Source organism: Enterobacter cloacae complex sp. P40C2 (assembly GCF_014930695.1).
Classification (GTDB): Bacteria; Pseudomonadota; Gammaproteobacteria; order Enterobacterales; family Enterobacteriaceae; genus Enterobacter; species Enterobacter pasteurii.
Genome location: NZ_JADBRP010000002.1, coordinates 437,808 through 460,803, shown reverse-complemented (window position 1 = coordinate 460,803; position 22,996 = coordinate 437,808). Strand labels below are relative to the sequence as shown.

Sequence of the window (22,996 nt, the reverse complement as noted above, 5' to 3'; positions counted from 1 at the left end):
TTCATGCCGATTCAGGTTCTACCGCCGCAGCTCGCGAACCAAATCGCCGCCGGTGAGGTGGTGGAACGCCCTGCGTCGGTAGTGAAAGAGCTGGTGGAAAACAGCCTCGATGCGGGGGCAACCCGCATTGATATCGATATTGAACGCGGGGGCGCAAAGCTCATCCGCATTCGCGACAACGGCTGCGGCATTAAAAAAGACGAGCTGGCGCTGGCGCTGGCGCGTCATGCCACCAGCAAAATTGCCTCACTGGACGATCTGGAAGCGATTATCAGCCTGGGGTTTCGCGGCGAAGCGCTAGCCAGTATCAGCTCCGTTTCCCGCCTGACCCTTACTTCCCGCACGGCGGAACAGCAGGAAGCCTGGCAGGCCTACGCCGAAGGGCGCGATATGGACGTCACGGTCAAGCCAGCGGCGCATCCGGTAGGCACCACGCTGGAGGTGCTGGATCTCTTCTACAACACGCCCGCTCGCCGCAAGTTTATGCGAACCGAAAAGACCGAATTCGGACATATCGACGAGATCATCCGCCGCATCGCGCTGGCGCGTTTTGACGTCACCATTAACCTCAGCCATAACGGTAAGGTGATGCGCCAGTATCGCGCGGTGGCGGAAGGCGGGCAAAAGGAGCGTCGGCTGGGGGCCATCTGCGGCACGCCGTTCCTGGAAAAAGCGCTGGCTATTGAGTGGCAGCATGGCGATCTGGCCCTGCGCGGCTGGGTTGCCGATCCGAACGCGAGCAGCGCCGCCTTTGCTGAGATCCAGTATTGCTACGTTAACGGCCGCATGATGCGTGACCGCCTGATTAACCACGCTATTCGCCAGGCCTGCGAGGATAAGCTCGGCGCCGATCAGCAGCCCGCCTTTGTGCTCTATCTGGAAATTGACCCGCATCAGGTTGACGTTAACGTGCATCCAGCCAAGCATGAGGTGCGTTTCCACCAGTCGCGTCTGGTGCATGATTTTATCTATCAGGGCGTGGCCGCTGTATTGCAGCAGCAGGCCACGCCAGAGCTGCCGCTGGCAAAGGAACAACCCGAGCCGCGTCCGCTTCCGGAAAACCGCGTGGCGGCCGGACGGAATCACTTTGCCGAACCGGCGGCGGTGCGCGAGCCGTCTGCGCCGCGCTTAGCCTCGACGGGTAACGCTCCGCGACCGACCGGGGCGAACTATCCCAACGCCCAGCCGGGCTATCAAAAGCAGCAGGGAGCGCTGTACCGCAAACTGCTGGATACGCCGTCGGTAGAGCATAAAGAGCACATCACGGTTTCAACACCCTCTCTGGATGGGCATAGCCAGAGTTTTGGCCGGGTGCTGACCATCGTCGCGCCTGACGTGGCCCTGCTTGAACGCGAGGGTAAGCTAATGTTGCTGGCCCTTACCGTGGCGGAGCGCTGGCTCAAGCAGGCGCAGCTAACGCCCGGCGTGAATGCTGCCTGCGCGCAGCCGCTGCTGATCCCCGTTCGCCTGAAAATATCCCCGGAAGAAACAAGGGTTTTGCAGCAGGTACAGGCGCAGCTGGCCGAAATGGGCATCGAAATCGTACTGGACGCGCAGCATGTGACAATTCGCGCAGTGCCTTTACCCTTACGCCAACAAAATTTACAAAACTTGATTCCTGAACTGATAGGCTACCTGGCGCAGCAAACGACGTTTGATGCCGCCGATACCGCGCAGTGGATCGCCCGCCGTCTGGCCAGCGAACATTCGCCGTGGAGTATGGCGCAGGCGATTACCGTGCTGGCGGAGGTGGAACGTCTCTGCCCGCAGCTGGTGAAAGCGCCGCCAGGGGGTTTGTTACAACCTGTTGATTTACAAAAGGCGATGACCGCCCTGAAACATGAATGATGTAAGTAAGGCGAGCCTGCCAAAGGCAATTTTTTTAATGGGCCCAACGGCCTCCGGCAAAACGGCGTTAGCCATTGAGCTACGTAAAGTTTTGCCAGTAGAGTTGATTAGCGTCGATTCTGCCCTCATTTACCGAGGGATGGACATCGGCACGGCGAAGCCCGGCGCAGAGGAACTGCGTGCGGCACCGCACCGTTTGCTGGATATTCTCGACCCGGCGCAGGCTTATTCCGCGGCAGATTTTCGCCGCGATGCGTTAGCCGAGATGGCCGAGATTACCGCCGCGGGACGTATACCGCTGTTGGTTGGCGGAACCATGCTCTACTTTAAGGCGCTGCTGGAGGGGTTATCGCCTCTGCCATCGGCAGATCCTGAAGTGAGGGCAAAGATTGAGCAGCAGGCGGCAGAGCAGGGTTGGGACGTTTTGCACAAGCAACTGGAAGAGATTGATCCGGTTGCCGCAGCGCGGATCCATCCAAACGATCCGCAAAGGCTTTCCCGGGCACTGGAAGTTTTTTTCATTTCGGGTAAAACTTTAACGGAACTGACGCAAACGTCAGGAGACGCTCTGCCGTATCAGGTGCATCAGTTCGCCATCGCCCCGGCGAGCCGTGAACTGCTCCATCAACGAATTGAGCAGCGTTTTCATCAGATGTTGGCTTCAGATTTTGAAGCAGAAGTGCGGGCGCTTTTTGCCCGTGGAGATTTGCATACGGACATGCCTTCCGTTCGTTGTGTGGGATACCGCCAGATGTGGTCGTATCTTGAAGGCGAGATTTCATACGATGAAATGGTTTATAGAGGTGTTTGCGCCACGAGACAGTTAGCGAAGCGCCAGATCACCTGGTTGCGCGGTTGGGAGGGAGTTCACTGGTTAGACAGCGAAAAACCGCAACAGGCGTTAAACGAAGTGATTGAGGTTATTGGTGATATCGCTCACTGAATGTGTACAATTGAGGCGTATCGTGCGCAATTTTTCAGAATCGCAAGGTTCTAAGTACAAAACAAGCATATAAGGAAAAGATAGAATGGCTAAGGGGCAATCTTTACAAGATCCGTTCCTGAACGCATTGCGTCGGGAACGTGTTCCAGTTTCTATTTATTTGGTGAATGGTATTAAGCTGCAAGGTCAGATTGAGTCTTTCGATCAGTTCGTGATCCTGTTAAAAAACACGGTCAGTCAGATGGTCTATAAGCACGCTATTTCTACTGTTGTTCCGTCCCGTCCGGTATCTCATCACAGCAATAACGCTGGCGGCGGCACTGGTAGTAACTACCATCATGGCAGCAACGCGCAGGGTTCTTCTTCTCCTGCGCAGGACAGCGACGAGACCGAATAAGGTTTCGTACTGTTATCCACACGGGGAGCCAGGGATCCTGCGTTCCCCGCTGATCTTTTTAGAGAGGTTTACGCTTGTTTGACCGTTATGACGCCGGTGAGCAGGCGGTGCTGGTACACATCTATTTTTCGCAAGACAAAGATATGGAAGATCTCCAGGAGTTTGAATCTCTGGTCTCTTCCGCCGGTGTCGAAGCAATGCAGGTGATTACCGGTAGCCGTAAAGCGCCGCACCCGAAGTATTTTGTTGGTGAAGGTAAAGCAGTAGAAATTGCGGATGCCGTAAAAGCAACCGGCGCATCCGTTGTGCTGTTTGATCATGCGCTGTCTCCGGCTCAGGAACGTAACCTGGAAGCTCTCTGCGAATGCCGTGTTATCGATCGCACGGGATTGATCTTAGATATTTTTGCTCAGCGTGCGCGTACCCACGAGGGTAAGCTGCAGGTTGAGCTGGCGCAGCTGCGCCATCTGGCGACGCGTCTGGTGCGTGGCTGGACACACCTTGAAAGACAAAAAGGCGGGATTGGTTTGCGCGGCCCGGGTGAAACCCAGCTCGAAACCGACCGCCGTTTGCTGCGTGGCCGTATTACCCAGATCCTTTCACGTCTGGAACGTGTAGAGAAACAGCGCGAGCAGGGGCGTCGTGCGCGAACCAAAGCGGACATCCCGACGGTGTCGCTGGTGGGCTATACCAACGCCGGTAAATCCACCCTGTTTAACCAGATAACCGAGGCCCGGGTTTATGCAGCAGACCAGCTGTTTGCGACCCTGGACCCCACGCTGCGCCGGATTGACGTAGCTGACGTCGGTGAAACGGTGCTGGCGGATACCGTAGGGTTTATCCGCCATCTGCCGCACGATCTCGTCGCGGCGTTTAAAGCGACGTTGCAGGAGACGCGTCAGGCAACCCTGCTGCTGCACGTGATTGATGCAGCAGACGTACGCGTGCAGGAAAACATCGACGCGGTGAATGTGGTGCTCGAAGAGATCGACGCCCACGACATTCCCACGCTGTTGGTAATGAACAAGATCGATATGCTGGACGATTTCGAACCGCGTATCGACCGAGATGAAGAGAACAAACCGATTCGGGTCTGGCTGTCTGCGCAGTCCGGGATTGGTGTGCCACTGCTTTTCCAGGCTTTGACAGAACGTCTTTCCGGTGAGGTAGCTCAGCACACGCTGCGACTGCCGCCACAGGAAGGCAGGCTGCGCAGCCGGTTTTATCAGCTTCAGGCGATAGAAAAAGAGTGGATGGAGGATGACGGCAGCGTGGGGATGCAGGTGCGTATGCCGATCGTTGACTGGCGTCGCCTCTGTAAACAAGAACCTGCGCTGGCGGACTATATCGTCTGATCAGAAAGGGGAAGCCTGAATAATTCGCCCTTGCATAACAAATATGGAGCATATACATGGCGTGGAATCAGCCCGGTAATAACGGACAAGACCGCGACCCGTGGGGAAGCAGCAATAATCAAGGCGGCAACTCTGGGGGAAATGGCAACAAAGGTGGTCGCGAGCAGGGGCCACCGGATCTGGATGATATCTTCCGCAAACTGAGCAAAAAGCTTGGTGGCCTCGGCGGAGGAAAAGGTTCTGGCTCGGGTGGGAATTCCACTCAGAGTTCGCGCCCGCCTATGGGTGGCCGCGTAGTCGGCATTGTGGCCGCTGCGGTGGTAATCATCTGGGCAGCCAGCGGGTTCTACACCATTAAAGAAGCAGAGCGCGGCGTGGTAACCCGTTTCGGTAAGTTCAGCCATCTGGTTGAGCCGGGCCTGAACTGGAAGCCGACCTTCATTGACAACGTGACCGCGGTAAACGTGGAGTCCGTTCGCGAACTGGCAGCTTCCGGCGTGATGCTGACGTCTGACGAAAACGTGGTGCGCGTTGAGATGAACGTGCAGTACCGCGTGACGGATCCTGAGCGTTATCTGTTTAGCGTGACCAGTGCGGATGACAGCCTGCGTCAGGCGACCGACAGCGCCCTGCGTGGCGTGATCGGTAAATACACCATGGACCGTATCCTGACCGAAGGTCGTACCGTTATTCGTAGCGATACCCAGCGCGAGCTGGAAGAGACCATCCGTCCATACAACATGGGTATCACCCTGCTGGACGTCAACTTCCAGGCTGCTCGTCCGCCGGAAGAGGTGAAGGCCGCGTTTGACGATGCGATTGCTGCGCGTGAAAACGAACAGCAGTACATCCGTGAAGCGGAAGCGTACACCAACGAAGTTCAGCCGCGTGCTAACGGTCAGGCGCAGCGTATTCTGGAAGAGGCGCGTGCGTATAAGACCCAGACCATCCTGGAAGCGCAGGGTGAAGTGGCTCGCTTCGCGCGTATCCTGCCGGAATATAAAGCGGCTCCGGAAATCACCCGCGAGCGTCTTTATATCGAGACCATGGAAAAAGTGCTGAGCCACACCCGCAAAGTGCTGGTTAACGACAGCAAGGGCGGAAACCTGATGGTTCTGCCGCTGGATCAGATGCTGAAAGGCGGTTCTGCGCCAGCCGCGAAAGATAACAGCGGTGCGAACAACCTGCTGCGTCTGCCGCCAGCCTCGTCTGGCAGCGCCAGCGCGAACACAACGCCTTCTTCGAACGATGGTGACATTATGGACCAACGCCGTGCTAACGCGCAGCGTAACGACTACCAGCGTCAGGGGGAATAAGGATGCGTAAGTCAGTTATTGCGATCGTCGTCATCGTACTTGTCGTGCTTTATACCTCGATCTTTGTGGTGAAAGAGGGCGAGCGTGGGATCAAGTTCCAGTTCAGCAGCGTCGTGCGTGACGGCGACAAGCGTCCGGTGATTTACGAGCCGGGCCTGCACTTCAAGGTGCCTTTCATTCAGTCTGTTAAAACGCTCGACGCGCGTATCCAGACCATGGATAACCAGGCCGACCGTTTTGTGACTAAAGAGAAGAAAGACCTGATCGTTGATTCCTATATTAAATGGCGTATCAGCGATTTCAGCCGCTACTTCCTGGCAACAGGCGGCGGCGACGTTTCTCAGGCGGAAGTGCTGCTAAAGCGTAAGTTCTCTGACCGTCTGCGTTCCGAGATTGGTCGTCTGGATGTGAAAGACATCGTGACCGACTCCCGTGGCCGACTGACGCTGGAAGTGCGCGATGCGCTGAACTCCGGTACCGCGGGCACGGAAGACGAAGTGGAAACGCCAGCAGCGGATGATGCGATTGCTAAAGCGGCTGAACGCGTTCAGGCTGAAACCAACGGTAAAGTGCCGGTGATCAACCCGAACAGTATGGCGGCGCTGGGTATTGAAGTGGTCGACGTGCGTATCAAGCAGATCAACCTGCCGGCGGAAGTGTCTGAGGCTATTTACAACCGTATGCGCGCCGAGCGTGAGGCGGTAGCCCGTCGTCACCGTTCACAGGGTCAGGAAGAAGCGGAAAAACTGCGCGCGGCAGCGGACTATGAAGTGACCAAGACGCTGGCGGAATCTGAGCGTCAGGGCCGTATCCTGCGCGGTGAAGGTGATGCCGAAGCGGCGAAACTGTTTGCTGATGCATTCAGCCAGGATCCTGACTTCTACGCCTTTATCCGTAGCCTGCGAGCTTATGAGAATAGCTTCAAGAGCAACCAGGATGTGATGGTGCTCAGCCCGGACAGCGATTTCTTCCGTTATATGAAGACGCCATCCAACGCAACGCGATAAACTCAGTCTCGTTTGAGTATTCAAACCACCGCTTCGTCAGGAGCGGTGGTTTTCTTTTATAAGGATGAAAAATGAATTCAACGATCTGGCTCGCTCTGGCCTTGGTTCTGGTGCTGGAAGGTCTCGGCCCGATGCTTTATCCCCGCGCGTGGCGTCGAATGATCGCAACAATGAGCCAGCTGCCGGACAATATTTTGCGTCGTTTCGGCGGCGGTCTTGTGGTTGCCGGTATCGTTATCTACTACATGTTGAGGAAAACGATTGGCTGATCAAAAACTAACCGTAACTGGCATATTTTAGGGTCAAAAAGTGCTGTATATCTGAAAAAGCGATGGTAGAATCCATTTTTAAGCAAACGGTGATTTTGAAAAAAATGGGTAACAACGTCGTCGTACTGGGCACCCAATGGGGTGACGAAGGTAAAGGGAAGATTGTCGATCTTCTGACTGAACGGGCTAAATATGTTGTACGCTACCAGGGCGGTCACAACGCAGGCCATACTCTCGTAATCAACGGTGAAAAAACCGTCCTCCATCTTATTCCATCAGGCATTCTTCGCGAAAACGTCACCAGCATCATCGGTAACGGCGTTGTGCTGTCTCCAGCTGCGCTGATGAAAGAGATGAAAGGTCTGGAAGACCGTGGTATCCCTGTTCGTGAGCGTCTGCTGCTCTCCGAAGCCTGCCCGCTGATCCTGGATTATCACGTGGCGCTGGACGTTGCGCGTGAAAAGGCGCGTGGCGCGAAAGCTATCGGCACCACCGGTCGTGGTATCGGTCCGGCTTACGAAGATAAAGTTGCACGCCGCGGTCTGCGCGTGGGCGATCTGTTCGACAAAGCCACCTTCGCTGAAAAACTGAAAGAAGTGATGGAATATCACAACTTCCAGCTGGTGAACTTTTACAAAGCTGACGCTGTTGACTACCAGAAAGTGCTGGATGACGTCATGGCGATCGCAGACATTCTGACCGGTATGGTTGTTGATGTGTCCGATCTGCTGGACCAGGCGCGTAAGCGTGGCGATTTCGTCATGTTTGAAGGTGCGCAGGGTACGCTGCTGGACATCGACCACGGTACCTATCCGTACGTAACCTCCTCTAACACCACCGCCGGTGGCGTGGCAACCGGCTCCGGCCTGGGCCCACGTTATGTGGATTACGTTCTGGGTATCATCAAAGCTTACTCCACTCGCGTGGGTGCAGGTCCATTCCCGACCGAACTGTTTGATGAAACCGGCGAGTTCCTGTGCAAGCAGGGTAACGAATTTGGCGCGACCACCGGTCGTCGTCGTCGTACCGGCTGGCTGGACGCCGTTGCCGTGCGTCGCGCAGTGCAGATCAACTCCCTGTCTGGCTTCTGCCTGACCAAGCTGGACGTGCTGGACGGCCTGAAAGAAGTGAAAATCTGCGTAGGCTACCGTATGCCGGATGGCCGTGAAGTGACTACCACTCCGCTGGCTGCTGACGACTGGGAAGGCATCGAGCCAATCTACGAAACCATGCCGGGCTGGTCTGAGACCACCTTCGGCGTGAAAGAGCGTAGTGGCCTGCCAAAAGCCGCGCTGGATTACATTAAGCGTATTGAAGAACTGACCGAAGTGCCGATCGATATTATTTCCACCGGCCCGGATCGTACTGAAACGATGATCCTGCGCGATCCGTTCGACGCATAATGATGGTTTCGCCCGGCGGCGCTGCGCCTGCCGGGCCTGAAAAAACTATCTCAGGCCGGATATGCAACGCGCATCCGGCTTTTTCGTTCTCCTTCCCCCTTTCAGTTCAAATAAATTAGCCGCTACCTATCTGGCTGGTTTATCATCATTAATGAATATCTCTGCGGTTTAACCGCGTTTTCCCTTTTTCCTGAGGTTGATGTGCAGTTAACAAGTTTCACCGATTACGGCTTACGCGCGCTGATTTACATGGCGTCGTTACCCGATGGGAAGATGACCAGTATCTCTGAAGTCACAGAGGTGTATGGTGTATCCCGTAATCATATGGTCAAAATAATCAATCAACTTAGTCGTGCCGGATACGTTGCTGCCGTCCGCGGGAAGAATGGAGGGATCCGTCTCGGTAAACCGGCACAGAGTATTCGTATCGGCGATGTGGTACGTGAGCTGGAGCCGCTATCTCTGGTGAACTGTAGCAGCGAGTTCTGCCACATTACGCCCGCCTGTCGCCTGAAACAGGCGCTTTCAAAGGCCGTGCAAAGTTTTCTCAAGGAACTGGATAACTACACGCTGGCCGATTTGGTTGAAGAGAATCAACCGCTTTATAAATTATTGCTGGTGGAATGAAGAAAATTTCCACCGGAGCTGACAACGGAGGAACCGACATGTCACAAGATCCTTTCCAGGAACGCGAAGCAGAAAAATACGCGAATCCTATCCCCAGCCGCGAGTTCATCATTGAACACTTAACAAAACGCGAAAAACCCGCCAATCGTGAAGAACTTGCCGCTGAATTAAACATTGAAGGTGAAGAGCAAATTGAAGCCCTTCGCCGCCGCCTGCGCGCCATGGAGCGCGACGGGCAGCTGGTCTTTACCCGTCGCCAGTGCTACGCGCTGCCGGAACGCCTCGACCTGCTGAAAGGCACCGTTATTGGTCACCGCGATGGCTTTGGCTTCCTGCGTGTGGAAGGCCGTAAGGACGATCTGTACCTCTCATCCGAACAGATGAAAATGTGTATCCACGGCGACCAGATCCTGGCGCAGCCGCTGGGTGCAGACCGTAAGGGCCGCCGTGAAGCGCGCGTGGTCCGCGTGCTGGTGCCGAAAACCAGTCAGATTGTGGGCCGCTACTTTACCGATGCGGGCGTAGGCTTTGTTGTGCCGGACGACAGCCGTCTGAGCTTCGACATCCTGATCCCGCCTGAAGAGGTGATGGGCGCGCGTATGGGCTTTGTGGTGGTGGTTGAACTTACCCAGCGGCCGACCCGCCGTACCAAAGCGGTAGGTAAAATCGTCGAAGTGCTGGGCGATAACATGGGCACCGGCATGGCCGTTGATATGGCGCTGCGCACCCATGAAATTCCGTACGTCTGGCCGAAAGCGGTTGAAGACCAGATCGAAAACCTGCGTGAAGAAGTGCCGGAAGAGTCCAAAGCAGGCCGCGTGGATTTACGCGATCTGCCGCTGGTCACCATTGATGGTGAAGACGCCCGCGACTTTGATGACGCCGTGTACTGCGAGAAAAAACGCGGTGGCGGCTGGCGCCTGTGGGTAGCCATCGCTGACGTGAGCTATTACGTTCGCCCGCATACGCCGCTGGATAATGAAGCGCGCAGCCGCGGCACGTCGGTTTACTTCCCGTCTCAGGTTGTGCCGATGCTGCCGGAAGTGCTTTCCAACGGTCTGTGTTCCCTGAACCCGCAGGTTGATCGCCTGTGTATGGTTTGTGAAATGACCATCTCCAGCAAGGGACGCCTGACCGGATACAAGTTCTACGAAGCGGTCATGAGTTCCCATGCGCGCCTGACCTACACCAAGGTCTGGCATATGCTGCAGGGCGACCGTGACCTGCGCGAACAGTACGCGCCGCTGGTCAAACATATTGAAGAGCTGCATAACCTGTACAAAACGCTGGATCAGGCGCGCGAAGAGCGCGGTGGGATCTCGTTTGAGAGCGAAGAGGCGAAGTTTATCTTCAATGCCGAGCGTCGCATCGAGCGTATCGAACAGACCCAGCGTAACGATGCCCACAAGCTGATTGAAGAGTGTATGATCCTGGCGAACATCTCGGCGGCACGTTTCGTTGAGAAAGCCAAAGAGCCTGCGCTGTTCCGTATTCACGATAAGCCGACCACGGAAGCCGTTACCTCGTTCCGCTCCGTACTGGCCGAGCTCGGTCTGGAACTGCCGGGCGGTAATAAGCCTGAGCCACGCGATTACGCCGAGCTGCTGGAGTCCATCAGCGATCGTCCTGACGCGGAAATGCTGCAAACCATGCTGTTGCGCTCCATGAAGCAGGCGATTTACGATCCGGAAAACCGCGGTCACTTTGGCCTGGCGCTACAGTCTTACGCGCACTTTACCTCGCCGATCCGCCGTTATCCGGATCTGTCGCTGCACCGTGCGATCAAGTATCTGCTGGCGCATGAGCAGGGCCACAAAGGCAACACGACCGAAACCGGGGGGTATCACTACTCCGTGGAAGAGATGCTGCAGCTGGGCCAGCACTGTTCCATGACCGAGCGCCGTGCCGATGAAGCCACGCGCGACGTGGCGGACTGGCTGAAGTGTGACTTTATGCTGGATCAGGTAGGTAACGTCTTTAAGGGCGTGATTGCCAGCGTCACCGGCTTTGGTTTCTTCGTGCGTCTGGATGAGCTGTTTATCGACGGCCTGGTGCACGTTTCCAGCCTCGATAATGATTACTACCGCTTTGACCAGGTTGGCCAGCGCCTGATCGGCGAATCTGGCGGCCAGACCTACCGTCTGGGCGATCGTGTGGAAGTGAAGGTCGAAGCCGTCAATATGGACGACCGTAAAATCGACTTCAGCCTCATCTCCAGCGAGCGTGCGCCGCGTAACGTCGGCAAAACCGAGCGCGAAAAGGCGAAGAAAGGCGGCAACGGCAAAGCGGGCGGCAAGCGCCGTCAGGCGGGTAAGCGCGTGAACTTTGAGCCGGACAGCGCCTTCCGTGGCGAGAAGAAGCAGAAGCCAAAGGCGGCGAAGAAAGATGTCCGTAAAGCGAAAAAACCGTCGACTAAGACCCAAAAAATAGCGGCCGCGACCAAAGCGAAGCGCGCGGCGAAGAAACAGCAGGCGGAGTAAATCCTCCCCTCAACCTGACCCTCTCCCCCAGGGGAGAGGGGAAATATTTATTACGAGAACCATCAATGAGTGAAATGATTTACGGCATCCACGCGGTGCAGGCCCTGCTGGAGCGCGCACCAGAGCGTTTTCAGGAAGTATTTATTCTGAAAGGGCGTGAAGATAAGCGTCTGATGCCGCTGATCCACGCGCTGGAAGCGCAGGGCGTGGTGATCCAGCTGGCGAACCGCCAGTATCTGGATGAGAAAAGCGAAGGCGCGGTGCACCAGGGCATCATCGCGCGCGTGAAGCCGGGTCGTCAGTATCAGGAAAACGATCTGCCGGATCTGATCGCCGGGCTGGAGAACCCGTTCTTCCTGATCCTCGATGGCGTAACCGATCCCCATAACCTTGGCGCGTGCCTGCGTAGCGCGGATGCGGCAGGGGTGCATGCGGTGATTGTGCCGAAAGATCGCTCCGCACAGCTGAATGCGACCGCTAAAAAAGTAGCCTGCGGCGCGGCGGAAAACGTGCCGCTGATCCGCGTCACCAACCTGGCGCGCACCATGCGTCTGTTGCAGGAAGAGAACATCTGGATCGTCGGCACCGCCGGTGAAGCGGATCACACCCTGTATCAGAGCAAAATGACCGGCCGTCTGGCGCTGGTGATGGGTGCTGAAGGCGAAGGTATGCGCCGTCTGACGCGCGAGCACTGCGACGAGCTAATCAGCATCCCGATGGCGGGCAGCGTGTCGTCCCTGAACGTTTCCGTTGCGACGGGCATCTGCCTGTTTGAAGCGGTGCGCCAGCGCGGAGCATAAACAGCCATTCGCCCTCTCCCTGTGGAGAGGGCTGGAGTGAGGGCACCAGACGGTCACTCCTCCAGCGACCGCAAATGGTCATCCTTCCTCAACGTCATCAGCGCGAAAATGCTCACCACCGCCGTTGCCATTACGTAATACGCCGGAATATCCAGATTCCCCGTCTCTTCAATCAGCCCGGTAATGATTAGCCCCGCACAGCCCGAGAAGATCGCGTTCGACAGGGAATAGGCCAGCCCCAGCCCGGTATAGCGCACGCGCGTCGGGAACATTTCAGACAGCATTGCCGGCCCCGGGCCTGCCAGCATCCCCACCAGACCTCCCGCAATCAACACCACAATCGCTTTGACCGCCAGCGTGCTGGACTCCGCCTGCAGTATTTTCAGCAGCGGCAGGGCGAGGATCAGCAGCAGCACCGTGGCGATAACCATTACCGTACGCCGCCCGATTTTGTCGCTGAGCATTCCCGACGGAATGATGGTGAGCGCAAAGCCAACATTAGAAATCACCGCAATCAGCAGCGCCTGGTTAAACCCGGTGTGCAGCGCCGATTGCAGATAGGTCGGCATAATCACCAGATAGGTATACCCCGCCGCAGACCAGACCATGACGCGTCCAATGCCCATCAGGATGGTTTTGAAGGTGGCGGCGGTGCTGGCCCGTGCAATAACCGGTTTTTCCTGCTGCTGCACGAAGCTTGGCGTCTCTTCCATGCTCACCCGCAGCCATAGCGCGACCGCACCCATCGGCAGCGCCAGGAAGAACGGGATCCGCCAGCCCCAGTCGTGCAGGGCTTCGGGTGTGAGGAGGGCGGAAAGCAAAGCGACAATGCCTGCGCCCGCTAACAGTCCGAGCGCTACGGTGAAGGATTGCCAGGCGCCGTAAAGGCCGCGCTTGCCGCGCGGAGCGAACTCCGTCATCAACGAAACCGCACCGCCATACTCACCGCCCGCGAACAGACCTTGCAGAATACGCAGCAGCGTAACGATCAGCGGCGCGGCAATCCCGATGCTGGCGTAGACCGGCACAATACCGATGGCGGCGGTGGCGAGCGTCATCAGCACCAGCACGATAATCAGCGTCGGTTTACGGCCGATCCGGTCGCCAGTACGGCCAAACACCACCGCCCCTAGCGGGCGGAAGAAGAAGGCGATGGCGAACGAGGCCCAGGTGAGGATCAGGCTCGTCAGTCCCGCTTCCCCTTCAAGCTGGAAGAAATTTTTCGCAATAACGGTTGCCAGAAAACCGTACACCGCAAATTCATACCACTCGATGAAGTTACCAATGGAGCCTGCAATTAATGCACGCTTGTGCGCATCCTGTTGCATAACGATCCTCACAACGACGGGTTAAGAATAAATTATTCAACATAAGCGGAGTAATGAAATAGTTTATTCTTATGTTCTGTGAGCTAATTCACGAATGATATCAGTGCGATCGCCATCGTGTGACCCCCCTCCCATGCAGCGTTCACGCGCTCTGTCCATACTTACGCTAATTGCCAATGAAAGGAGGGAGACAGCATGCACTGGCAGACGCATACCGTTTTTAATCAACCCGCGCCGCTTTCGAACAGTAACCTTTTTCTCTCTGACTGCGCCCTGCGCGATGCGGTTGCGCGCGAAGGGGCTGAATGGGATATGGAGCTTCTTGCCAGCATCGGACAGCAGCTGGGCACGGCGGAGTCGCTGGAGCTGGGCAGGCTGGCGAACGTTAACCCGCCTGAACTGCTGCGTTATGACGCTACGGGAGAGCGGCTGGATGACGTTCGCTTTCATCCGGCATGGCATCTTCTGATGCAGGGGCTTTGCGCTAACCGGGTCCACAACCTGGCGTGGGAGGAGGCGGCGCGAAAAGGATCTTTCGTCGCCAGGGCCGCGCGCTTCGTGCTTCATGCTCAGGTGGAGGCCGGGACGTTATGCCCGGTGACCATGACCTTTGCCGCCACGCCGCTGTTGCAGCAGTCGCTGCCCGCGCTCTTTCATGACTGGATTACGCCGCTGATGAGCGATCGCTACGATCCCCATCTTGCGCCGGGCGCCCAAAAGCGCGGCCTGCTGATAGGTATGGGGATGACGGAAAAGCAGGGCGGCTCGGACGTGCTCAGCAATACCACCAAAGCAGAAAAATGCAGCGATGGCAGTTACCGGCTGGTGGGCCACAAATGGTTTTTCTCCGTGCCGCAGAGCGATGCGCACCTGGTGTTGGCGCAGGCGAAAGGCGGTTTATCCTGCTTTTTTGTCCCGCGTTTTCTGCCTGACGGCCAGCGTAATGCCGTTCGCCTGGAGCGTCTGAAGGATAAGCTCGGCAACCGCTCGAACGCCAGCAGTGAGGCGGAGTTCCTTGATGCTTCCGGCTGGCTGCTGGGCGAAGAGGGCGAAGGCGTCCGGCAAATCCTGAAGATGGGCGGGCTGACGCGCTTTGACTGCGCGCTGGGCAGCCACGGACTGATGCGCAGGGCGCTCTCGGTGGCGCTTTATCATGCCCATCAGCGCCAGACCTTCGGTAAAAACCTTGTCGATCAGCCGCTGATGCGCGAGGTGCTAGGCCGTATGGCGCTGGTGCTGGAGGGACACACGGCGCTGCTGTTCCGCCTGGCCCGCGCGTGGGACAAACGTGAAAACGCGCAGGAAGCCGCATGGGCGCGGCTTTTCACTCCGGCGGCTAAATACAGCGTCTGCAAAGCGGGTATCCCCTTTGTGGCGGAAGCGATGGAGGTGCTGGGCGGCGCAGGCTATTGCGAAGAGAGCGAACTGCCGCGGCTGTACCGTGAAATGCCGGTTAACAGCATCTGGGAAGGTTCAGGCAATATTATGTGCCTGGACGTCCTGCGCGTGCTGGCGAAGCAGCCGGGCATTCTCGAGCTGCTCACCGACGATTTTGCGCAGGTGAAAGGCCAGGACAGACACTTCGATCGCAGCTGGCGGCAGCTGCAGCAGAAGCTGCGTAAACCGCAGGAGGCGCAGGGCAGGGAGATCGTCCAGCAGCTCTTTTTACTCGGCGCCGGAAGTCAGATGCTGCGGCACGCATCGCCGCCCGTGGCGCAGGCGTGGTGCCGCATGATGCTGGATGCCCGGGGCGGAACGCTGTTGAGCGAGCAGGTGCAAAATGACCTGCTGCTGCGCGCCACGGGCAGAGTCGGTTAACCCTTCAGCTGGAACAAGCTTACCAGCCTGGTGAGGTGGGAGCCCTTCTCGCGCAGCGTTTGCGCCGTCTGCTCGCTGCGTGAGATGCGATCGGCGTTAATATGCGATGCCTCCCCGATGTGCGTCATCGCCAGATTCACCTGACCAATCCCCGCAGACTGTTCGCGGGACGCGTGGTTGATCTCGGTAACGAGCTGGCTGATGTTATCGATATGGACAATGATCGAGTCCATCGCCAGGCGCGTCTGTTCAGACAGCGCATGGCCTTCGCTCACCTTGTTCAGCGTGTCGCCAATCAGCTGCTCAATCTCCTTCACCGCATTGGCGCTGCGCGCCGCCAGGGCACGCACCTCCTGCGCCACCACGGCAAAGCCCTTGCCGTGTTCGCCTGCCCGCGCCGCTTCAACCGCCGCATTGAGTGCCAGAATATTGGTCTGGAAAGCGATGGACTCAATCACGCGGGTGATGTCTTCGATACGTTTCGATGCGTCGCGAATATCATCCATGGTGGATACGGCATGCGTTACCGTCTGTCCACCGTGGTGTACCGCCCGCGAAGTTTCTCCCACCAGCTGCTGCGTTTGCTCCATGTTGGCGGCGTTTTGCTGCACGGTCGCGGCTAATTGCTCCATGCTGGCAGACGTTTCCTCAACGCTGCTGGCCTGCTTGTTGATTTGCTCAGAAATCTCGCCAGTGTCTGAGGCCAGCGCGTTAGTGCCCTGATGGATCTCGCCGGCGGCCTCGCGGACCTGCAGCACAATTTTTTGCAGGCCATCCCCGATGCCGTTGATGGCGTCAACCAGCTGGCCGACCTCATCCTGACGCGTTACCGGCAGGCTGGCGCGAAGATCGCCTGCGGCATACTGGCGGGCAAGATCGATTACCCCGCGCAGCGGGCGGGTCAGCATCCAGCGAATGATGAGAACGAACAGGCCAGCGAAGAGTGCAGACAGCGCCACGCCCGCCAGCAGGAAGCGATCGCGCAGGGTCGTCACGCTTGAAAGCAGCACGGCTTTATCCACTTCACCCACGATGGTCCAGTTCCAGCCCGGCAGCGGCGTATAGGCGACTTTTAGCGTACGGCCATCCGCGCTCACGCGTTCCAGCGTGCCGGGTTTATCACCCAGAAGCTGCTGCTGTGTGGCGGCGTCCCAGTTCGGCAGCTTACCCTCTTCGGTGGCGTGGAACAGGTACTGTCCGCGCGTTTTGCCATTGCTGCGGTCCAGTACAAAGAAGCGACCGCTCTCGCCCAGACGACGGTTCAGGATTTTCTCGCGCATGACGTTCCACGAATGGGTGATGTCCACGCCGACAAAGATAATCCCGATAACCTGGCCTTGCGGATCCTTAACGGGCTGGTACTGTGTGATGTAGCGCTTACCGAACAGCAGCGCCAGCCCACGATAGACTTCCCCTTTGGTTACCGCCGCGAACGCCGGGCCGGTGGCGTCGAGCACGGTTCCGATCGCGCGCTCCCCATTCTCTTTGCGCAGCGACGTGGCCACGCGGATAAAGTCATTACCGCTGCGGACAAACAGCGTCGAAATGGCCCCCGTACGGCTCAGGAAGTCATCAGAAAGCGTATTGTTCTCGTGTAGTTCCGTTTCCCCACCTTTGAGCAGGGGAACGGTAAGCCCGTTGATGGTCCGGCTCTGGCTGCCGTCGCTATTCAGCGGCTGCGGCAAAAAGGTGGTGAACAGGCGAGTATAGCTTTCGACCTCTTCGCTCAGGCTGGTGTTGAACATCTGCACCATATCCACCATGCCGGTAGACTGATTATGCAGGTCTTCAACCGCTAAATCTTCGAGCTGCTGGCTGGCTTTGTGGCTGAGAAGAAAGGTGAACAGCAAAAAAAGCGTGGCGACACCCGCGCCTGTCAGCAGCGATAGCTTCGTGCCTAGGCCCGCCCGGTGGAAGAAAGTGATCATAAATTGCTCATCATTGAAAAGGTATGGCTGTTCAACGGCAGAGCGAAGCGAACGTTTATCACTTTAATGTAACTAAATGTTACATGGTTGTTTTTATTTGGTTTCAGAGAGGATAAAAAATTTGCAAATATGAAAAGCCACTAAAATTAAGTGGCTTTTATCGGGAGGAAGTTATGCATAAAGAATGGCCTGGACCCGCCAGTGGTTAATATGGCGGTCTTCCTGCATCTGGACGATGCGATACCAGGAGGCGCCCTGTTCGTCCGCCTTCAGGGCCACGACACGTTCAACGTCCTGCGGGCTCCCCGTAATATTCGTCACGGAGATCTGACCAATTTCGTTCAGGCCAGTGACACAATCAGCGCTGGCAAATTCGGCTGACTGCGCCGTGGTGCTCAGCAGGCCTGCTGAAAGTAATAACGTCGTTAAGGCAAGGGTTCGTTTCATCGTCAGCTCCTTTTCACGTGTCTCCGGTATCCGCCGGGCAATCCTTCGCGAATAAACTCATTTCCATTGTTGCTGGCATGGAGTTTATTGTGGACAGGAAAATGTCTACGGACGCAAAGCAGTGTAAAAGTCGTTTAAATGATGATGCTTACCTGCGGTACAAAATCCCCTGTGCGTACCACTGTCCCGTAATAATGGTTTCATCAATCATCGTGATGACGTAATAATCTGCTTTTGCGGCGACGGCCTGTGCTTCGATTGCGTCTTCTGCATCATCCGGGGAACCGCGAACCATCGCGGAGACGGAACCCAGACGTTGTAATCCTTCCGTCTGGTTACGACGAATTTCCTGAGGACGATCGGTAACCGGTGGAGCCGGTTCTGGCGTACCCTGCAGTACGGAACATCCGCTAAGCAGTGAGACCAGCAATAAAGCGGTAAGCCTGCGCATAAACCTGTCTCTTTTCCTGATAGCCATAGTGTAGTTGTCTGCGAATTTAGTTTTGGGGGAATGTTCCCGAAGTGTTATCTGGGGCGTAGATTTCGAATGAAAATATCGCGAAACCGTAATCCAGCTCTCAACATTATGAATCATTCATCAGTTCAGGATCGACAATGATTGAAATTGAAACCCGGCGCCTTGGTGACCATGAAATCCTCCATGCATTCCCGACAGGTAAAGCTGAACAACCGTTGCCGACGGTGGTTTTTTATCACGGCTTTCTCTCCTCTAAGCTGGTCTACAGCTATTTTGCCGTAGCGCTGGCGCAGGCCGGTTTTCGTGTGGTCATGCCCGATGCGCCAAATCATGGCGCCCGCTTTACGGGTGATGAACAGGCGCGGCAGGGGCTGTTCTGGCAAACGCTGCACGGCAGCTTGACCGAGTTCGCCGGGCTGCGCGACGCGCTCCTGTCGGGCGGGCTGGTGGAGGGGAAACGGCTGGCGGTAGCGGGCGCATCGATGGGCGGAATGACGGCGCTGGGGATCATGGCCAGACATCCTGAAGTGACGTCCGTGGCGTGCCTGATGGGGTCGGGTTATTTTACCTCACTGGTAAAGACGCTGTTCCCGCCACAGGCGCCTCAGGAGATTGAGGCTTTGCTATCCGAGTGGGACGTCAGCCATGCGCTCCCGCAGCTGGCCGATCGCCCGCTGCTGCTGTGGCATGGCGATGCCGACGACGTGGTCCCGCCCGGCGAGACGTTCCGTCTGCAGCAGGCGCTACAGCGCGAAGGGCTGGATGGCAATCTGACCTGCCTGTGGGGAGCCGGCGTCCGGCACCGCATTACGCCCGCTGCGCTGGAGGCGACCGTCGCATTTTTCCGCCAGCATCTTTAGACGCGAAGCACCTTAACGCCCTGATCCTCAAGCTTGCTGAGGATATCAGGGTTGGCGTTTTTGCCGGTGATCACCATGCTGATTTGCTCGGCGCGGCTGAAAAGCATCCCGGCGCGCTCACCGACCTTGCTGCTGTCCACCAGCACCACCAGCTTGCCCACCACGTTAAGCATATTCTGTTCCGCCATGGCGGTGAGCATATCCGTCTTATAGAGGCCTTCTGCGGTCAGCCCCTTGCCGCTGGTAAACATCCAGTGCCCGGCGTAGAGGCTGTTTTCACTGTCCTGCGGGCTGAGGGTAATAGACTGACTCTTGTTGTACTGGCCGCCCATGATCACCACGCTTTCATGTTCCTGGTCAATGAGATAGTTGGCCAGCGGCAGATAGTTGGTAATGATTTGCACCGGCTTGCCGCACATCTCCCGACCCAGCAGAAATGCCGTTGAGCCACAGTTGATCACGACGCTTTCACCGGGGTTCACCAGCTGTGACGCTGCCCGGGCAATCCGCACCTTTTCATCGTGATTCTGCGCCTGGTGGATGTTCATCGGCGTCCAGCGTGGACGCTGCTGGCTAATGGCCTCTGCGCCGTTGCGGACTTTTTTCAGCTTGCCGCTCTCATCCAGCTTGTTGATGTCCCGCCGCGCGGTGGCGGGGGAGATCCCTAAACGTTCGATCACTTTCTCGACGGTGATAAACCCGGTTTGCGCCAGGAGTTCCAGTAAAATTTGATGCCGTTGCGCTTCCGTCATGAGCTATTCCGATAAGAATTGATTTGAAAAGATGATATTTGAAATAGCGTGAAATTACTAAAAGAAATACGACATCGCCAGACACAGGGTCTGGCGATTTTGCTTCACAATCAGAGGAAGGACTTGAACGGCAGATCTGGCTCAATGGTAAAGCAATCATCGAAGCCACGCGGGTAGTGGTACTCAAGATTGTCTTTGTCCAGCGGCCAGGTGAACTTGCCGCCAACCTGCCAGATAAACGGCTTGAAGCCATACTTGAGGCGATCTTTTTTCATCTCCCACAGAACGCGGATCTCTTGCGGATCGGCCTGGAAATTCGACCAGATATCGTGGTGGAACGGGATCACCACCTTGGTATTCAGCGCTTCCGCCATGCGCAGCATATCCGCGCTGGTCATTTTGTCGGTAATACCGCGCGGGTTTTCCCCGTAAGAGCCGAGCGCCACGTCAATCTGATGCTCGTTACCGTGCTTCGCGTAATAGTTGGAGTAATGAGAGTCGCCGCTGTGATACAGGGAACCGCCAGGGGTTTTGAACAGGTAGTTCACCGCACGCTCGTCCATGCCGTCTGGCAGTACGCCGGCGGCTTTCTGGTCGGCGGGCAGGGTAATCAGCGCAGTGCGGTCGAAGGCATCCAGCGCATGAATTTCAACGTCTTTGATTTTGACCACGTCGCCAGGTTTCATCACGATGCAGCGCTCTTTTGGCACTCCCCAGCCAATCCATAAATCCACGCACGTCTGCGGCCCGATAAACGGCACGTCGTCAGCGCAGTTTTGCATTACCGCTGCCGCCACGTTCACATCAATGTGATCGTTATGATCGTGGGTAGAAAGAACGGCATCGATCTGGCGAATGGCAAAAGGATCAAGAACAAACGGCGTGGTACGCAGGTTCGGCTGAAGTTTTTCCACGCCGGCCATGCGCTGCATCTGGTGGCCTTTTTTCATCAGCGGATTGCCGTGGCTCTGTTTACCGGTGCCGCACCAGAAATCGACGCAAATATTGGCGCCGCCTTCAGATTTCAGCCAGATACCGGTGCAGCCCAGCCACCACATTGCAAACGTGCCGGGAGCAACCTGTTCCTGCTCAATCTCTTCGTTCAGCCAGCTACCCCACTCCGGAAAGGTGCTCAGAATCCATGACTCACGGGTGATGGTTTTCACTTTACTCATCGGTTTAGCTCCTGCTTTTAATCAAAAATAATCATATTGTGACGTGTTGTGATTAATGCTGGCACTGTTTGAATCGGTTTGCAATGACTATCTTGCGGAAAATTCCCCTCACTGCATCACAGAAAAAACGTCTTAGCATTGTTAAGATAACCTCTAATTATCATTAATATGCTGAATTTTAAGAATTAATTAATGTTCTTTAATCGGTAGTGAAAATCATTACTGATACCATGGAAATAAATTGCGTGATACGTCACAAATAATCAAATGCAATCTTGTGGTGATTATTTGTGATTAATAGAGTGAAGGCACCAACCACGCAGGGATTGCCCCGCGTGTTCTCATTTTCTGGAGAGAGTTATGGAGATCCTCTACAACGTCTTTACCGTTTTCTTTAATCAGGTAATGACCAACGCCCCGCTGTTGCTGGGTATCGTGACGTGCCTGGGGTACATCCTGCTGCGCAAAAGCGTCAGCGTGATTATCAAAGGCACCATCAAAACCATCATTGGTTTTATGCTGCTGCAGGCGGGGTCTGGCATTCTGACCAGCACCTTTAAGCCGGTGGTTGCCAAAATGTCGGAGGTGTACGGCATTAACGGCGCCATCTCTGATACCTACGCGTCCATGATGGCCACTATCGATCGCATGGGGGATGCGTACAGCTGGGTTGGATATGCGGTACTGCTGGCGCTGGCGCTGAACATCATTTATGTGCTCCTGCGGCGCATCACCGGTATTCGCACCATCATGCTCACCGGGCACATCATGTTCCAGCAGGCGGGGCTGATTGCGGTTTCGCTCTATATCTTTGGCTACCCAATGTGGACCACGGTTATCTGCACCGCTGTGCTGGTCTCACTTTACTGGGGCATTACCTCCAACATGATGTACAAGCCAACGCAGGAGGTCACTGACGGCTGCGGCTTCTCCATCGGTCACCAGCAGCAGTTCGCCTCCTGGATAGCTTATAAAGTAGCGCCGTATCTGGGCAAAAAAGAGGAGAGCGTTGAAGACCTCAAGCTGCCGGGCTGGCTGAACATCTTCCACGACAACATCGTCTCAACGGCGATTGTAATGACTATCTTCTTCGGGGCCATTCTCCTCTCCTTCGGCATTGACGTGGTGCAGGCGATGGCGGGTAAAACCCACTGGACGGTCTATATCCTGCAAACCGGTTTCTCTTTTGCCGTGGCCATTTTCATCATCACTCAGGGCGTGCGTATGTTCGTCGCCGAGCTGTCTGAAGCGTTCAACGGTATCTCTCAGCGCCTGATCCCTGGCGCGGTGCTGGCGATTGACTGTGCGGCTATCTATAGCTTTGCGCCAAACGCCGTCGTGTGGGGGTTCATGTGGGGCACCATTGGCCAGCTGATTGCAGTTGGCATCCTGGTGGGCTGCGGCTCCTCCATCCTGATTATTCCAGGCTTTATCCCGATGTTCTTCTCCAACGCCACTATCGGCGTGTTTGCTAACCACTTCGGCGGCTGGCGCGCTGCGCTCAAGATCTGCCTGGTCATGGGCATGGTTGAAATCTTTGGTTGCGTGTGGGCGGTCAAGCTCACCGGTATGAGCGCCTGGATGGGCATGGCGGACTGGTCAATTCTGGCACCGCCAATGATGCAGGGCTTTGCCTCCGTCGGGCTGGCCTTTATGACCGTCATCATCCTGATTGCACTGACTTATATGTTCTTCGCTGGCCGTTCGCTGCGGGCTGAAGAAGATGCGGAAAAACAAACAGCAGAAGTTTCTGCTCACTAAGGAG

20 protein-coding genes are annotated in these 22,996 nt (G+C 56.4%); 14 read left to right on the top strand and 6 right to left on the bottom strand.

The genetic code is table 11. The annotated features are described in order from the left end of the window. Positions 1-3: 3 nt before the first annotated feature. The 11 genes from mutL (at position 4) to rlmB (ending at position 12,445) form a co-directional block, all read left to right on the top strand. On the top strand, positions 4-1,848 hold the full coding sequence (mutL, locus tag IM304_RS07410) for a DNA mismatch repair endonuclease MutL (protein WP_193354886.1): 1,845 nt from the start codon (positions 4-6) through the stop codon (positions 1,846-1,848). Continuing rightward, positions 1,841-2,791 carry a tRNA (adenosine(37)-N6)-dimethylallyltransferase MiaA gene (miaA, locus tag IM304_RS07405; RefSeq protein WP_148421857.1) on the top strand — a complete coding sequence of 317 codons (951 nt, stop codon included), beginning with the start codon at positions 1,841-1,843 and terminating at the stop codon, positions 2,789-2,791. Before mutL ends, miaA begins: the two co-directional genes overlap by 8 nt. Before the next feature lie 85 nt (positions 2,792-2,876). Continuing rightward, a complete protein-coding gene (gene hfq / locus IM304_RS07400; protein ID WP_148421858.1) occupies positions 2,877-3,188 on the top strand; it encodes an RNA chaperone Hfq in 312 nt (103 codons plus the stop codon). A gap of 74 nt (positions 3,189-3,262) precedes the next feature. After that, positions 3,263-4,543 (top strand): ribosome rescue GTPase HflX, encoded by a 1,281-nt coding sequence (hflX, locus tag IM304_RS07395; RefSeq protein ID WP_148421859.1) that lies wholly within the window; start codon positions 3,263-3,265, stop codon positions 4,541-4,543. 56 nt (positions 4,544-4,599) lie between these two features. Continuing rightward, positions 4,600-5,859, top strand: coding sequence for an FtsH protease activity modulator HflK (gene hflK, locus IM304_RS07390; protein WP_176608899.1), 1,260 nt, complete (start codon positions 4,600-4,602; stop codon positions 5,857-5,859). Between the two features lie 2 nt (positions 5,860-5,861). Beyond that, on the top strand, positions 5,862-6,866 hold the full coding sequence (gene hflC / locus IM304_RS07385) for a protease modulator HflC (protein ID WP_148421863.1): 1,005 nt from the start codon (positions 5,862-5,864) through the stop codon (positions 6,864-6,866). A 71-nt stretch (positions 6,867-6,937) separates the two neighbouring features. Continuing rightward, positions 6,938-7,135 (top strand): DUF2065 domain-containing protein, encoded by a 198-nt coding sequence (locus tag IM304_RS07380; RefSeq protein ID WP_003855996.1) that lies wholly within the window; start codon positions 6,938-6,940, stop codon positions 7,133-7,135. A gap of 104 nt (positions 7,136-7,239) precedes the next feature. After that, positions 7,240-8,538 carry an adenylosuccinate synthase gene (locus IM304_RS07375; RefSeq protein WP_032628076.1) on the top strand — a complete coding sequence of 433 codons (1,299 nt, stop codon included), beginning with the start codon at positions 7,240-7,242 and terminating at the stop codon, positions 8,536-8,538. Positions 8,539-8,739: 201 nt separating this feature from the next. Next, on the top strand, positions 8,740-9,165 hold the full coding sequence (gene nsrR, locus IM304_RS07370; protein ID WP_014882230.1) for a nitric oxide-sensing transcriptional repressor NsrR: 426 nt from the start codon (positions 8,740-8,742) through the stop codon (positions 9,163-9,165). Positions 9,166-9,203: 38 nt separating this feature from the next. Beyond that, positions 9,204-11,645, top strand: coding sequence for a ribonuclease R (gene rnr / locus IM304_RS07365; RefSeq protein ID WP_193354885.1), 2,442 nt, complete (start codon positions 9,204-9,206; stop codon positions 11,643-11,645). 65 nt (positions 11,646-11,710) lie between these two features. Further along, complete coding sequence (rlmB, locus tag IM304_RS07360; RefSeq protein ID WP_148421866.1) at positions 11,711-12,445, top strand: 23S rRNA (guanosine(2251)-2'-O)-methyltransferase RlmB; 735 nt, start codon at positions 11,711-11,713, stop codon at positions 12,443-12,445. 53 nt (positions 12,446-12,498) lie between these two features. Here the strand turns inward: rlmB and IM304_RS07355 are convergent, their stop codons facing one another. Further along, on the bottom strand, positions 12,499-13,773 hold the full coding sequence (locus IM304_RS07355) for an MFS transporter (protein ID WP_193354884.1): 1,275 nt from the start codon (positions 13,771-13,773) through the stop codon (positions 12,499-12,501). Between the two features lie 195 nt (positions 13,774-13,968). Here IM304_RS07355 and IM304_RS07350 point away from each other — a divergent pair, with 195 nt between their 5' ends. After that, positions 13,969-15,591, top strand: coding sequence for an isovaleryl-CoA dehydrogenase (locus IM304_RS07350; RefSeq protein ID WP_193354883.1), 1,623 nt, complete (start codon positions 13,969-13,971; stop codon positions 15,589-15,591). Here IM304_RS07350 and IM304_RS07345 read toward each other — a convergent pair. The 3 genes from IM304_RS07345 to bsmA form a co-directional block, all read right to left on the bottom strand. Next, positions 15,588-17,519: a methyl-accepting chemotaxis protein gene (locus tag IM304_RS07345; RefSeq protein ID WP_193354882.1), complete on the bottom strand. Its 1,932-nt coding sequence runs from the start codon at positions 17,517-17,519 to the stop codon at positions 15,588-15,590. The genes IM304_RS07350 and IM304_RS07345 overlap by 4 nt on opposite strands. Positions 17,520-17,690: 171 nt before the next feature. After that, positions 17,691-17,966, bottom strand: coding sequence for a DUF1471 family protease activator YjfN (gene yjfN / locus IM304_RS07340; RefSeq protein WP_148421873.1), 276 nt, complete (start codon positions 17,964-17,966; stop codon positions 17,691-17,693). 148 nt (positions 17,967-18,114) lie between these two features. Next, positions 18,115-18,444 carry a biofilm peroxide resistance protein BsmA gene (gene bsmA, locus IM304_RS07335; protein WP_148421875.1) on the bottom strand — a complete coding sequence of 110 codons (330 nt, stop codon included), beginning with the start codon at positions 18,442-18,444 and terminating at the stop codon, positions 18,115-18,117. Between the two features lie 137 nt (positions 18,445-18,581). Between bsmA and yjfP the strand changes: the two genes are divergently transcribed. Next, a complete protein-coding gene (gene yjfP, locus IM304_RS07330) occupies positions 18,582-19,304 on the top strand; it encodes an esterase (protein WP_193354881.1) in 723 nt (240 codons plus the stop codon). Here yjfP and ulaR read toward each other — a convergent pair. Both ulaR and ulaG read right to left on the bottom strand, forming a co-directional pair. Then, the gene (gene ulaR / locus IM304_RS07325) at positions 19,301-20,056 is read right to left on the bottom strand and encodes an HTH-type transcriptional regulator UlaR (protein ID WP_148421879.1); all 756 of its coding nucleotides are present in this window, start codon (positions 20,054-20,056) and stop codon (positions 19,301-19,303) included. The two genes, yjfP and ulaR, sit on opposite strands and share 4 nt — an antisense overlap. Before the next feature lie 110 nt (positions 20,057-20,166). Next, positions 20,167-21,231 carry an L-ascorbate 6-phosphate lactonase gene (gene ulaG / locus IM304_RS07320; RefSeq protein ID WP_023299142.1) on the bottom strand — a complete coding sequence of 355 codons (1,065 nt, stop codon included), beginning with the start codon at positions 21,229-21,231 and terminating at the stop codon, positions 20,167-20,169. 360 nt (positions 21,232-21,591) lie between these two features. On the opposite strand from ulaG, the gene ulaA reads away from it, so the two are divergent. Beyond that, on the top strand, positions 21,592-22,992 hold the full coding sequence (gene ulaA, locus IM304_RS07315; protein ID WP_148421881.1) for a PTS ascorbate transporter subunit IIC: 1,401 nt from the start codon (positions 21,592-21,594) through the stop codon (positions 22,990-22,992). The last annotated feature ends 4 nt before the right edge of the window (positions 22,993-22,996 follow it).

Bases quoted from the DNA above. Each gene is read 5' to 3' on its own strand.
- mutL (WP_193354886.1), top strand. From the start codon at position 4: ATGCCGATTCAGGTTCTACCGCCGCAGCTCGCGAACCAAATCGCCGCC.
- miaA (WP_148421857.1), top strand. From the start codon at position 1,841: ATGAATGATGTAAGTAAGGCGAGCCTGCCAAAGGCAATTTTTTTAATG.
- hfq (WP_148421858.1), top strand. From the start codon at position 2,877: ATGGCTAAGGGGCAATCTTTACAAGATCCGTTCCTGAACGCATTGCGT.
- hflK (WP_176608899.1), top strand. From the start codon at position 4,600: ATGGCGTGGAATCAGCCCGGTAATAACGGACAAGACCGCGACCCGTGG.
- hflC (WP_148421863.1), top strand. From the start codon at position 5,862: ATGCGTAAGTCAGTTATTGCGATCGTCGTCATCGTACTTGTCGTGCTT.
- IM304_RS07380 (WP_003855996.1), top strand. From the start codon at position 6,938: ATGAATTCAACGATCTGGCTCGCTCTGGCCTTGGTTCTGGTGCTGGAA.
- IM304_RS07375 (WP_032628076.1), top strand. From the start codon at position 7,240: ATGGGTAACAACGTCGTCGTACTGGGCACCCAATGGGGTGACGAAGGT.
- rnr (WP_193354885.1), top strand. From the start codon at position 9,204: ATGTCACAAGATCCTTTCCAGGAACGCGAAGCAGAAAAATACGCGAAT.
- rlmB (WP_148421866.1), top strand. From the start codon at position 11,711: ATGAGTGAAATGATTTACGGCATCCACGCGGTGCAGGCCCTGCTGGAG.
- IM304_RS07355 (WP_193354884.1), bottom strand. From the start codon at position 13,773: ATGCAACAGGATGCGCACAAGCGTGCATTAATTGCAGGCTCCATTGGT.
- IM304_RS07350 (WP_193354883.1), top strand. From the start codon at position 13,969: ATGCACTGGCAGACGCATACCGTTTTTAATCAACCCGCGCCGCTTTCG.
- IM304_RS07345 (WP_193354882.1), bottom strand. From the start codon at position 17,519: ATGATCACTTTCTTCCACCGGGCGGGCCTAGGCACGAAGCTATCGCTG.
- yjfN (WP_148421873.1), bottom strand. From the start codon at position 17,966: ATGAAACGAACCCTTGCCTTAACGACGTTATTACTTTCAGCAGGCCTG.
- bsmA (WP_148421875.1), bottom strand. From the start codon at position 18,444: ATGGCTATCAGGAAAAGAGACAGGTTTATGCGCAGGCTTACCGCTTTA.
- yjfP (WP_193354881.1), top strand. From the start codon at position 18,582: ATGATTGAAATTGAAACCCGGCGCCTTGGTGACCATGAAATCCTCCAT.
- ulaR (WP_148421879.1), bottom strand. From the start codon at position 20,056: ATGACGGAAGCGCAACGGCATCAAATTTTACTGGAACTCCTGGCGCAA.
- ulaG (WP_023299142.1), bottom strand. From the start codon at position 21,231: ATGAGTAAAGTGAAAACCATCACCCGTGAGTCATGGATTCTGAGCACC.
- ulaA (WP_148421881.1), top strand. From the start codon at position 21,592: ATGGAGATCCTCTACAACGTCTTTACCGTTTTCTTTAATCAGGTAATG.